This window comes from Bradyrhizobium centrolobii (assembly GCF_001641635.1).
GTDB classification, from domain to species: domain Bacteria; phylum Pseudomonadota; class Alphaproteobacteria; order Rhizobiales; family Xanthobacteraceae; genus Bradyrhizobium; species Bradyrhizobium centrolobii.
Window position 1 is genome coordinate 2,501 of the sequence record NZ_LUUB01000103.1, and the last position, 12,317, is coordinate 14,817.

At 59.6% G+C, this 12,317-nt stretch carries 7 protein-coding genes, 2 tRNA genes and 2 rRNA genes (1 of these 11 cut by a window edge); 4 read left to right on the plus strand and 7 right to left on the minus strand.

What is annotated here, in order from left to right; all coding sequences use genetic code 11:
* The 7 genes from AYJ54_RS37285 to AYJ54_RS37315 all read right to left on the minus strand — a co-directional run.
* Positions 1-685 (minus strand): 23S ribosomal RNA (locus AYJ54_RS37285); it reaches 2,189 nt to the left of the window's first position.
* 386 nt (positions 686-1,071) lie between these two features.
* A tRNA-Ala gene (locus AYJ54_RS37290) sits at positions 1,072-1,147 on the minus strand.
* A gap of 33 nt (positions 1,148-1,180) precedes the next feature.
* Positions 1,181-1,257: transfer RNA gene (locus AYJ54_RS37295), tRNA-Ile, on the minus strand.
* Between the two features lie 227 nt (positions 1,258-1,484).
* Positions 1,485-2,975, minus strand: a 16S ribosomal RNA gene (locus AYJ54_RS37300).
* Together the 16S and 23S rRNA genes with 2 tRNA genes alongside form the textbook arrangement of a ribosomal RNA operon.
* A gap of 594 nt (positions 2,976-3,569) precedes the next feature.
* The gene (locus AYJ54_RS51600; RefSeq protein ID WP_201724308.1) at positions 3,570-5,177 is read right to left on the minus strand and encodes an adenylate/guanylate cyclase domain-containing protein; all 1,608 of its coding nucleotides are present in this window, start codon (positions 5,175-5,177) and stop codon (positions 3,570-3,572) included.
* Positions 5,178-5,608: 431 nt separating this feature from the next.
* Positions 5,609-6,349, minus strand: coding sequence for a protein-L-isoaspartate(D-aspartate) O-methyltransferase (locus AYJ54_RS37310; RefSeq protein WP_063707172.1), 741 nt, complete (start codon positions 6,347-6,349; stop codon positions 5,609-5,611).
* A gap of 145 nt (positions 6,350-6,494) precedes the next feature.
* A complete protein-coding gene (locus AYJ54_RS37315; protein ID WP_063707174.1) occupies positions 6,495-7,364 on the minus strand; it encodes an SDR family oxidoreductase in 870 nt (289 codons plus the stop codon).
* Between the two features lie 281 nt (positions 7,365-7,645).
* Between AYJ54_RS37315 and AYJ54_RS37320 the strand changes: the two genes are divergently transcribed.
* The 4 genes from AYJ54_RS37320 to AYJ54_RS37335 all read left to right on the plus strand — a co-directional run bounded on the left by AYJ54_RS37320 (position 7,646) and on the right by AYJ54_RS37335 (position 12,122).
* Positions 7,646-7,906 carry a hypothetical protein gene (locus AYJ54_RS37320; RefSeq protein WP_136624201.1) on the plus strand — a complete coding sequence of 87 codons (261 nt, stop codon included), beginning with the start codon at positions 7,646-7,648 and terminating at the stop codon, positions 7,904-7,906.
* A gap of 916 nt (positions 7,907-8,822) precedes the next feature.
* Entirely contained in the window at positions 8,823-9,992 is a 1,170-nt protein-coding gene (locus tag AYJ54_RS37325) for a saccharopine dehydrogenase family protein (RefSeq protein ID WP_063707180.1), read from the plus strand.
* 224 nt (positions 9,993-10,216) lie between these two features.
* The gene (locus AYJ54_RS37330; protein WP_063707178.1) at positions 10,217-11,212 is read left to right on the plus strand and encodes a catalase family peroxidase; all 996 of its coding nucleotides are present in this window, start codon (positions 10,217-10,219) and stop codon (positions 11,210-11,212) included.
* 445 nt (positions 11,213-11,657) lie between these two features.
* Positions 11,658-12,122, plus strand: coding sequence for a cupin domain-containing protein (locus tag AYJ54_RS37335; protein ID WP_063705167.1), 465 nt, complete (start codon positions 11,658-11,660; stop codon positions 12,120-12,122).
* Positions 12,123-12,317: the final 195 nt, after the last annotated feature.

Sequence of the window (12,317 nt, forward strand, 5' to 3'; positions counted from 1 at the left end):
ATAATACAAAAGGTACGACGTCACCCAGAACGTATCTTGGGCTCCGTCTGTTTGTAGGTGTCCGGTTTCAGGTCTATTTCACTCCCCTCGTCGGGGTGCTTTTCACCTTTCCCTCACGGTACTGGTTCGCTATCGGTCGCTGAGGAGTACTTAGGCTTGGAGGGTGGTCCCCCCGTGTTCAGACAGGATTGCACGTGTCCCGCCTTACTCGAGGATACATCATCGCATTACTCGTACGGGGCTATCACCCTCTGAGGCCCTGCTTTCCTGACAGGTTCCGATTGTCTTTGATGTATCACTGGCCTGGTCCGCGTTCGCTCGCCACTACTAACGGAGTCTCTGTTGATGTCCTTTCCTCCAGGTACTTAGATGTTTCAGTTCCCTGGGTTTGCTTGAAACCTCCTATTTTATTCAGAAGTCTCATACCTTCTCTTGATAACCGGAAATCCAAAACCTCTTCGATCGAAATCCAAAGGCCTGGCTTCTCGCATTATCTGGTCGAACCCCACACCGTTGTCTTTCGACAAAGGTCTTGGAGTTCCGGCTATCGAAGGTGGGTTTCCCCATTCGGAAATCCGCGGATCAAAGCTTCTTCGCAGCTCCCCACGGCTTATCGCAGCGTAGCACGTCCTTCGTCGCCTCTCAGCGCCAAGGCATCCACCGAACACCCTTAAGGCACTTGATTGCTCTCATTATCAATGTCCACACACTCGGCAGAATGTTGTCTGCGCAACGGCCATCAAAGGCACGCGTCCTCGATGAACGCGATTGGCGCAGCCGGACATTGACTAGAAAGACCAGCTTGCTTCGTAAGATCGTTCCGATAGCGAGGCGGTCAAGCTTCGCTAAAAGGATCATTCACAACCCGCTGTCTGCCTCACGGCCGAAAGCGAGCGCCGAAATGATCCGGAGATAATGAAGGCTCGCGCAACAATTGCTGCACGATCCAACTCGGATCGATCTCCTCTTTACGATGTCAGAAAACACGCAGTTCGTAGTCTTTGGTGAAGACTTGCGAATGCGAAGCGATGTTTCGCGGACGACGGTTGGGATGTCGATGATCAAACCATCTGGTGGAGCCAGACGGGATCGAACCGACGACCTCATGCTTGCAAAGCACGCGCTCTCCCAGCTGAGCTATGGCCCCGTAACCAGAAGACGAATGCTCACTCGATGAAAGTGGTGGGCCTGGGAAGACTTGAACTTCCGACCTCACGCTTATCAAGCGCGCGCTCTAACCAACTGAGCTACAAGCCCCTAACGCTATCCTCTCAAGGACTAGGGCCCTGCTCGCGTGCACGCCGCCGACACGCGCCGAATGCAATCGCACAGCGCAGCCCCGGCGCGTGTTCGTCCGCGAAGAAAGAGAAACGAAGACGGCGAAATCCCGCCAATGGAGCTCAACGATCTGGCGATCTGTTGGCCCCTGATGTTTCTAAAACGGTCCGATAGTGAGCGTGAGCTCGCTGAAGGACCATCCTTAGAAAGGAGGTGATCCAGCCGCAGGTTCCCCTACGGCTACCTTGTTACGACTTCACCCCAGTCGCTGACCCTACCGTGGCCGGCTGCCTCCATTGCTGGTTAGCGCACCGTCTTCAGGTAAAGCCAACTCCCATGGTGTGACGGGCGGTGTGTACAAGGCCCGGGAACGTATTCACCGTGGCGTGCTGATCCACGATTACTAGCGATTCCAACTTCATGGGCTCGAGTTGCAGAGCCCAATCCGAACTGAGACGGCTTTTTGAGATTTGCCAGGACTTGCGTCTTCGCATCCCATTGTCACCGCCATTGTAGCACGTGTGTAGCCCAGCCCGTAAGGGCCATGAGGACTTGACGTCATCCCCACCTTCCTCGCGGCTTATCACCGGCAGTCTCCTTAGAGTGCTCAACTAAATGGTAGCAACTAAGGACGGGGGTTGCGCTCGTTGCGGGACTTAACCCAACATCTCACGACACGAGCTGACGACAGCCATGCAGCACCTGTCTCCGGTCCAGCCGAACTGAAGAACTCCGTCTCTGGAGTCCGCGACCGGGATGTCAAGGGCTGGTAAGGTTCTGCGCGTTGCGTCGAATTAAACCACATGCTCCACCGCTTGTGCGGGCCCCCGTCAATTCCTTTGAGTTTTAATCTTGCGACCGTACTCCCCAGGCGGAATGCTTAAAGCGTTAGCTGCGCCACTAGTGAGTAAACCCACTAACGGCTGGCATTCATCGTTTACGGCGTGGACTACCAGGGTATCTAATCCTGTTTGCTCCCCACGCTTTCGTGCCTCAGCGTCAGTACCGGGCCAGTGAGCCGCCTTCGCCACTGGTGTTCTTGCGAATATCTACGAATTTCACCTCTACACTCGCAGTTCCACTCACCTCTCCCGGACTCAAGATCTTCAGTATCAAAGGCAGTTCTGGAGTTGAGCTCCAGGATTTCACCCCTGACTTAAAAACCCGCCTACGCACCCTTTACGCCCAGTGATTCCGAGCAACGCTAGCCCCCTTCGTATTACCGCGGCTGCTGGCACGAAGTTAGCCGGGGCTTATTCTTGCGGTACCGTCATTATCTTCCCGCACAAAAGAGCTTTACAACCCTAGGGCCTTCATCACTCACGCGGCATGGCTGGATCAGGGTTGCCCCCATTGTCCAATATTCCCCACTGCTGCCTCCCGTAGGAGTTTGGGCCGTGTCTCAGTCCCAATGTGGCTGATCATCCTCTCAGACCAGCTACTGATCGTCGCCTTGGTGAGCCATTACCTCACCAACTAGCTAATCAGACGCGGGCCGATCTTTCGGCGATAAATCTTTCCCCGTAAGGGCTTATCCGGTATTAGCACAAGTTTCCCTGTGTTGTTCCGAACCAAAAGGTACGTTCCCACGCGTTACTCACCCGTCTGCCGCTGACGTATTGCTACGCCCGCTCGACTTGCATGTGTTAAGCCTGCCGCCAGCGTTCGCTCTGAGCCAGGATCAAACTCTCAAGTTGGACTTGAACTTTGAACCGGCTGATCACAACGTTTGACGAGGTCCCACCATACTCGCGAAGCGATTCACATCGCTTGCGAACTGACCTCAATCAAGAGGTCATGGTGTTACCTTTGAAACGTGTACCGCCGAAGTCTTTCGTCCGGCCTCGATCAGAAAAGCCGAAGCTTTTCAGAAACAAGACCCGCAAGGACTCCGCCGTCCACGTTTCTCTTTCTTCATCTTCACTTGTCAAACAGCCCGGGACCGGAGAGGCCCCAACCTTCCTGAGAGGAAGGGTTCCGACACCCCTACCGACGATGAATGACTCCAATCGACCGGTGTCGACTGTTGTGTCACTCAACAAGGTGAGGAGCATCAAAAGCGCAACTGCTTCCCTAGCCTCAAAGCCAAGGGAGCGCCCGACCGGCGGGCAACGCGCAAAAACTCTATAGATGCTCGCTCGCCTGACTTCAAGCGGAAAAGCGAAAGTTTTTCACTGCGCTAACTTTCTGGCCTCCGCGTAGCAAAGCAGCAAGCCTGCGGGTCCTGGGCGGCAGGGCATAGAACAGCTCGCTGCAAAGCATGAGCAGATGGCCTGGACATCAATGCAGCCTCAGCCCTTCCACCCGGCCTTACACAAACCCTCGACGAGATGGGCGTGGTCTTCTGGCCGAAACCATGGTGCTCGCTTGCGAACATACATGTCGAACGCCCCCGGTGCGCGTGAGATCGCCTTCTCCAATTCTTCCTTTGCTTCCGTTGTGCGGCCAAGCTGGCCCAGCGCCGCCGCGGACCAGCGGTAGATCATCGGAAACTCGGGGTACGACAGGATCAGACGTTTTGCAGCCTCGATCGAAGCCTCATATTCGCCGCAGAAATAGTGACCGCACGCAATGTGCAACAATCGAACTGCCAAATAGGGATCGCGGGGATCGAACCTGAGACACGCATTGAGCGCCGCAAGCCCTTCCTTGGGCCGTCTAGCAAAGATCAGCGTCGCACCTCTATGGCCGTGCGCGATCGCCAGGTTCGGGCTCATGGAAAGAGCTTGCTCGATCTCCGCCAATGCATCGTAAGCCTCACCGCGCGCTTGTAGAGCCCAGCCGAGGCACGACCGGGCTTCCGCATCGGCACCATCAAGCGCGACCGCCCGGCGGGCCAGGGTTTCGGCCGAGTGTTGCGCGTCTCGCAGGTCTATCTTCTGGTAGAGCGCGGCCGCCTGCAGTTGGTACAACGCGAGCGCGCTGTAGCTGCCGCCGAAAGTTGGGTCGAGCTCGATGGCTTGTCTGAAGAACTTCTCTGCAGTCTCGTCGTCGTCTGCGGTAGCCTTGCTCAGATGCCACAGGCCGCGCTGATAGGCCGCCCAGGCATCAAGGCTCCCCGGCGGCCTGCGCATGGCGCGTCGAAGCTCAGCGTCTGCGATGGCGGGGGCCAACGCGGTCGTCAGGGCTTCGGTAAGCTCGTCCTGCATAGCGAAAACATCCGCGAGATCGCGGTCATAGCGCTCGGCCCACACATGATTACTGGTCGCTGCCTCTATTAACTGCGCAGTGACGCGGATCCGGTTGCCGGCCTTGCGCACGCTACCTTCAAGCACATAGCGGACGCCGAGCTCGCGCCCGACCTGTCTCACATCAACTGCTCGTCCCTTGTAAGTGAACGACGAGTTCCTCGCGATGACGAATAACGAGGGATAGCGGGATAGCGCCGTGATGACATCCTCGGCGATTCCGTCGGAGACAAATTCCTGCTCGGGATCGCCGCTCATATTGGTGAGTGGTAGAACCGCGACAGACGGTTTGTCGGGCAAGGAGAGCGCCGGTACATCAGGTTTGGGCGTCGCAGTCCGCCGGACGGGATCTATGATGATGCGGTAGACATGGACAGGTCGGGCGATATTTTTCAGAATTTGTTCGCCCGCTTCCTCGACGTCGAAAGCCACCTTGTTGCGCGCGTGATTGAAGACCGTCTGAGAGATGCAAATGCCGCCGGGTTCGGCAATGCCCTCGAGCCGCGCCGCGATGTTTACGCCGTCCCCAAAGATGTCATGGGCTTCGACGATCACGTCGCCGATATTGAGCCCCACACGGAAGAGAATGCGACTCTCTTCCGCATCGCCGATTGCAAGTTCGTTGATACGGGCCTGGAACTGAATGGCAGCTCGGACCGCTTCGACCGCGCTAGGAAACTCAGCCAGGAACCCGTCGCCTGTGTTCTTCACGATGCGCCCGCCGTGCTCCGCAATCGCGGGCTCGACACAGTTTGGCGCGCGTGGCCACTTCGTCGTTATGCATGAGCCGGGAATAGCCAGCCACATCGGCGGCCAATATCGCCGATAACCTACGTTCGACCCGGACTGGCCGCTCTTGCACCATCACCCGCAATCCACTCCCCAATAATTGTACGACGGATCAAACCGCAGCGCCAAACGTGCTTTGACTGGATCTTGGCCATTGCTGCTAAGTTGAAACGGTCAGCCGCGCTGACCGACGCGTGCCCGGGATATGCAAACAGCTCGAATGCGCGCCGCCAATGTCGCCGAATGGCCCTTCCGAGACATGCGGGTCTCGCCGAATGTCCGCTTTGCCGCCAAGAGCTGTCGCTTCAAATTGCGTTGCCGCAAGGATCCGCGAACTGAACGTTGATCGACCTTCAATCCTTTGAACGGGTAAAGGGTACAAAGCGCACATGGCCGACGGCGCGCGTGGTCGTCTGGCCAGGGCCAGTTTTTTCGACCACCGTGAGGGTCTGGATGGTGTAAGCCGGGCCTACCGGCATCACCAGTCGGCCACCCACCTTAAGCTGCTCGATCAGCGGCGGCGGCACCTGCCCGAGCGCGGCGGTCACGACGATAGCGTCAAACGGACCGCATTCCGGCCAACCAACATAGCCGTCGCCAAGCCGGACGCTCACATTGTCATACGAGAGATCCTTCAGTGTCTTGGCGGCCGCCTCGGCCAATTGCGGGATAATCTCGATGGTGCAGACCTTCCGCGCCAAGTGCGCAAGAACTGCGGCCTGATAGCCCGACCCCGTACCGACTTCGAGCACAACGTCATCGGGCGCGACGTCGGCGAGCTCGGTCATCAAGGTCACGATGAACGGCTGCGATATGGTCTGGCCAAGGCCTATCGGAAGCGGCCCGTCTGCGTATGCGACCGAGCAGGATCGCCCGGGCACGAACAGATGGCGCTGCGTTTGCCCCATGGCCGCAAGGACTCTCTCCGACAGCCCCTGCTGTCCCAGGACGTCGGCGTAGGACCGGGCGTAAGCGCGGATGGTTTCGACCATCGCGGCGCGTTCGAGAACGCATTGTGTGTCTTGCTGTGTATTTTGCGCGATCGCTCCCCGCGTGGCAGCAAGCATATAAACCAGGAGCAGCAAGGTCTTCATGTGCCGTGCGGTCTCCCCAATCGGTCCGCGCGTCGCGCCGACCGCTTGAGCGCAGCGCGCGGATTCGACTGATCAAACCGACCACCAGCCGGTCAGGAATTTCGCATCCCCGGCTGGCCGTTGAGGCATTGGTCAACGCGGCGCGCTACCGCAGGGGCACGACCGTGACCCCGGGCGGCGGCACGTCGTCGTCGGGTACAAAGAAGTCCAGCGCCAGCGGGACGGAGGGATCGACGCGATAGCGCTCGAAGTCGCGTACTCCGCTGGCATAGAGCAGCTTGTCATCGATACAGAACTGCCCGGTGAACTCGCGCGACGGCTTTGTGAGGATGACATGGGCTGCATCGCCTATGATCTCGGGCGTGCGGCTCGCGCGCATCATGGCGTCACCACCAAGGAGATTGGCAACCGCCGCGGTCGCGATCGTCGTGCGCGGCCATAGCGCGTTGACCGCAACGCCCGCGCTCTTCAGCTCAGCCGACAGCCCCAGCACGCACATGCTCATGCCGAACTTCGCCATCGTATAGGCGGTCGAGCGCTCAAACCATCTCGCCTTCATGTCGAGTGGCGGCGATAACATCAGGATGTGCGGGTTTTGCGCCTTCTTCAGGTGCGGGATACAGTATTTCGACACCATGAAAGTGCCGCGGGTGTTGATGCCCATCATCAGGTCGAACCGCTTCATGTCGGTTGCCTGGGAGTCGGTCATGCTAATGGCGCTGGCGTTGTTGACGCAGATATCGATGCGACCGAATTCGGCCACAGTCTTGTCAACAGCGGCGATCACTTGGGCCTCGTCGCGAATATCGCAGATGACGGGCAGTGCCTTGCCGCCGGCCGCGCGCACCTCGTCAGCCGCGGTGAAGATGGTACCCTTGAGCTTCGGATGCGGCTCCGCGGTCTTCGCGGCGATCGCGACATTGGCGCCCTCGCGCGCTGCACGCAGCGCGATCGCAAGCCCAATGCCGCGGCTCGCACCCGAGATGAACAGCGTTTTGCCATTGAGCGATGACATCAGAGCTCTCCACGCTGCTGCCGTCGCGGCAAGTATACTCCGGTATGGCGAGTGTCGATAGACATCCCTATCAGCCCACTTCACCTGAGGCTTCTGGCCGTTCTGAGACTTGTGGGTGGAACGAACGTCCGGTTTGCGCCGGGAGGTGCCCTCCCCGCCAGGTCGCACCTTGACCCGACGCAGACTTGCGCCACATGCAGATGCTATCGGGTTGCTCGCGGATGGAACTGTTTGGCGCTCCTCCAGTTAATGCAATTGTTTCTCATCCCATGGAGACGAGCATGAAGAAGCTCATTCTCGCATCTGCATGCGCTCTCGCGCTTGCTGTTGGCGGCGCAATGGCCCAGACGCAGCCCGCGCCCGAGGCGTCACCCGGCGTCGCCAAGCACATGTCCAAGCACACGACGCACATGAAGCATGCAAAGCACATGAAGAAGGAGACGACTGGGCAGACCACCGGCATGGCTCGCTCGAAGGAGACGACTGGGCAAACCACTGGCACGGCGCCCTCGAAGGCCACGCAGCCTGGCGCGCGGTATTAACCTCTCGCACGTCCAGGTCACGCGCGGCGGGCACGCCCTTGCGGAACGGCAAACCGGCTCGGATAAGGCGGTCGAGTGACGAGCCGAGTTCCGTCTCTGCTTGCGTACCACCGCGGGTGACGACGCGTGAGCAAACTCACGACCGATCGCCCCCCGATCTATGCCACACTCTTTGGCCGGACCACACGGGCGGGTGCTGTTCGTATTTGAACCCCAGTGTCCTACGTTGAATTTGGGAGTAGGAACGGTGCTCGCGGCTCTTCGTTAGCCAGAATGAAAAGACCACGAGGATATCTCAAGCTTGCTGAGCGCTGCAGAGAGCTAAAGGACCAAGCGCGAGACAACGGGTCCCGGAGCCAGCTTGCGACCCTTGAGCAGAGCTACCTTACGCTGGCCGAAAGCTCCCAGGTGCTTCGCCGCTCAGTTAGGCTGCAGAAAATATTGGAAAGACATCACCGTAAGTGAAGGCGGCCTCAGTTGGCGGTCTCTCTCGTTTTCGCAGATGTCGCCTTCTGGCCCTTCTGCGACATAGGCTTTTCGGGCAGATGTCCGCTTTGCGCCCAGAAGCAGCCCTCCCCGCTAAGTCGCAGTTTGATCCCAACCGGACGTTCCGCGCCGGAACGCGAGAACTGTGGTATCCTGCGTTAAACGCGGTGGGACGGTTCAATGAAGCGGCGGCCCCTCAAATGGCCCCTGCTGCTCGTGCTGAGTATCCCCGCCCCCTCGCTGGGCTCCACGACAGTAAAAATGGCCAAGTTGGTGCGATCCAGCCGGCGGAAGACCGGTCCGAGTAAGGGGTAGCGCCCGCTTGGTAGCGAATGTTGCATGGCCTATGGCGACAGTGGCCGCGAGGCGTACAGAGCGGTCGCACACGGCTCTGAAGATAGCGCTCCCGGCTCTCGAGGAGGACCAAAACGTGAAGCGGGACTTCGACCTCATTGTCTATGGCGCGACGGGCTACACCGGCCGTCTCATCGCCGAGTATCTGGCGACGTCCTATCGCGGCGACGATGCTCCGTCCTGGGCGCTCGCCGGACGCTCGACCGACAAGCTCCAGAAGGTGCGTGCCGACATCGGCGCACCAGACGATTTGCCCTTGGTTAAGGCGGATGCCGCCGAGCCGGCCAGCCTGCGTTCGATGGTCGAGCGTGCGGCGGTCATCATCACGACGGTCGGGCCTTATCAGCTCCATGGTTCAGAGCTTGTGGCAGCCTGCGTGGCCGGGGGCGCGGCCTATGTCGATCTGTGCGGCGAACCGGCTTGGATGCGGCGCATGATCGACGCCCATCACGAAGCGGCGAAACGGACCGGCGCGCGCATCGTCTTCTCCTGCGGCTTCGATTCCATCCCGTTCGATCTCGGCGTGCTCACGTTGCAGGAAAAGGCGCGCGAGATATTCGGACGCCCGGCGCGGCGGGTCAAAGCCCGCTTGCGGAAGGTGAAAGGCGGTATGTCTGGCGGCACGGCGGCCAGCGCTCAGGCGACGTTGGCCGCCGCCGCGCGCGACCCGGCCCTGATCCGGCTGCTGACCGATCCCTTCGCATTGACGCCGGGGTTCACCGGGCCGTCTCAGCCTTCGGGCCTCATCCCTGAATACGACCCGCGCATGAACGCGTGGCTCGTGCCGTTCCCCATGGCGCCGATCAACACCAAGAACGTGCACCGCACGAATTTCCTGTTGGGCCATCCCTACGGCAGGGACTTCGTCTACGACGAGATGATGGTCGCGCCCGGATTTGGGGAAATCGCTCACGTGACGACTGAGACGTTCGCTACGATGGTTTCCTTGTTCGGGACTGGCGGTCTCAAACCCGGCGCAGGCCCGACTCGGGAAATGCGCGAGAAGGGCTTCTACGACATCCTCTTCCTGGGCGAACTGCCGGATGGCAGACGGATCGAGGCGGTCGTCACGGGCGACCGCGATCCGGGCTACGGCTCGACCAGCAGGATGATCGCCGAGACCGCTCTCTGCCTCGTGCGCGACGTGCAGGGCGAGGGCGGCACCTGGACGCCGGGCGCGCTGATAGGGCCGCCGTTGCGTAAGCGTCTGAAGGAACGCGCCGGCCTCACCTTCAGTGTGCGTTGAGGTAACGCTCAGAACTGTTCTTGTTTCGGCCACAGCCATTGTCGTCGCGCTGCCGAACCGACGAGTGGAAAGAGACCGATTACGAGGCCAATGGTGTAACGCTCGACCGGATACCGACTATGTTGGGGGCGCGTTTTAGTTTAGATTATCCACCATGGGCGCGTTTTTTTCTCCGCCTGAAGCAGCTTTCCGTATGCGCTCCCTCGTAGACCAGGAGGATAGTCATGCGATGGTTTCAAAGCTTTGCTGTAAGCATCGCATTCTCCGCGCTGATGGCCGCGGGAGCGACCTACGCCGGCGCCGAAGACGAGCCGCTTGGCGTTCGGCTGGTCAATCAAATGAACACACTTTACGGCCAGCATCCGGGCGTTCGCGCGAACCACGCCAAGGGCGCCGTGTTTGAAGGTACCTTCACGCCGGCACAAGGCGCCGACACCTTCAGTTCGGCTGCCTTTCTCAAAGGTGCTCCCACGCCGCTCGTCATTCGCTTCTCAAATGCGGGCGGCGTCCCTGACGCGCCCGACACCCACCCTTCGACCGACCGTATCCGCGGCATGGCGATCAAGTTCCGTCTCTCGGATGGCAGCGAGCAAGACATAGTCTGCATATCGGCAAACGGGTTTCCGGTGGCGACTGGAGAGGATTTTCTGGCTCTGCTGCAGGCGGTCGGTGCGAGCGGTCCCGACGTGCCCAAGCCGACGCCGGTCGAGAAATTCTTGTCGACCCACCCAGCCGCATCAGCGTTTGTCACCACGCCTCGGCCTGTGGCGGTTAGTTACGGCACGCAGCCCTTCTTCGGCGTCAACGCGTTCAAGTTCACCAATGCACAAGGAACAAGCAAGTTCGGCCGCTACCGCATCGTACCCGAGAGCGGCCCCGCCTACGTGAGCGACGAGGAGGCGGCGAAGCGTCCTCCGAATGCGCTAGCTGACAATCTACGGGCATCGCTCGAAACAGGACCAGCCAAGTTCCACCTTTTGGTGCAGGTTGCCGCCGCTGATGATCCAACCACGGATGCCACGAAAGTCTGGCCGGACAGCCGGCCGACGGTAGAACTCGGCGAAATCGCGGTCATCAAGGCGTTGGATACCAAGAAGGTCGAGAAGGAGTTGCTGTTCTTGCCGACCAATGTGACGACCGGCATCGACGCTTCGGATGACCCGATCATCAATACGCGCACCGAGGCTTACGCCGAGTCGTTCGGTCGCCGTACCAAATAGATCGTCCGATAGTCGCCGGAAGGCCGTCCGGCGAATTATCTTCGCTGGTGGGCTTTCGCGGCGTTGGTAACGCGATGGGCACGCACGGCAAAACCCTTCCCGCACTGGCGCCGAAAAAGCGGAAACAGATCTTAGCCGTCATCCGCCGAAGAACGGCGACTTTCTGCTTGAACCATGCGATATCGGCTTTTGACCCTTCTGGGACGTGTGGATCCGGCCGAATGTCCGCTTTGCGCCAGGAACTGCCCTCCCCGCCAAGTCGCGGTTTGACCCTGACCCGACATCGCCCTTTTGTTCCCTATCGTGCCGCGACGACGTCGAGTAGACTATCGCGAGCTGCCCTGAAGCGGGACGTGCCGAAATGCTCGCTGGGGGATTGGGCAGTGATCATCGTGAAAGCAATCGCACTCTGAAAAATGGAGCAAAAATCGTAAGGAGGATCCCCATGAAAAAGCTTCTGACTTTGGCAGCCTTGATCGCGCTTGCGGGTTCGGCACTGGCGCAAGATGCCGTGACCCTCGTCAAACCAGATGCGCTGACGTGGAAGGACAATCCGAACATTCCGAAGGGTGGCCAAGTCGCGCTCCTGGTAGGCGATCCAACGAAAGCTGGCAGCGTGGTGGTCCAGCGCGTCAAGTTTCCGCCCAACTATAAGGTTCCGCCGCACACTCATCCCTATGCCGAGACCGTCACCGTGATCAGCGGTAGCGTCGGCTGGGGCATGGGCGAAAAGTTTGACCCTACGAAAGGCGAGGTGGTCAGGGCGGGTGCCTTGCAGGCGCTGCCGGCGAAGCACGCTCATTATGTTTGGACGGGGAACGAGGAGGCGATCCTCCAAATTCAGTTCATCGGCCCAGGAGGCATCGACTACATCGACCCGGCTGATGATCCCCGCAAGAAGACGCAGTGAAGCATACCAACTCCAATTTGCAAGCCGGTGGTATTCATCACTCATCGTGTCTGGAAGCGAGCCTCCTTGGCACCACCTGCATGAGACCGCCTCTAGACCGGCCCCGCTGCGGCCGAGGCCAAGCGGGGGGCTTTAGATATTGAGCGAAAGTCTTGCCGCTGCGTTTGCCTAAGCGGTATGTCGGGTCCTGGCCCT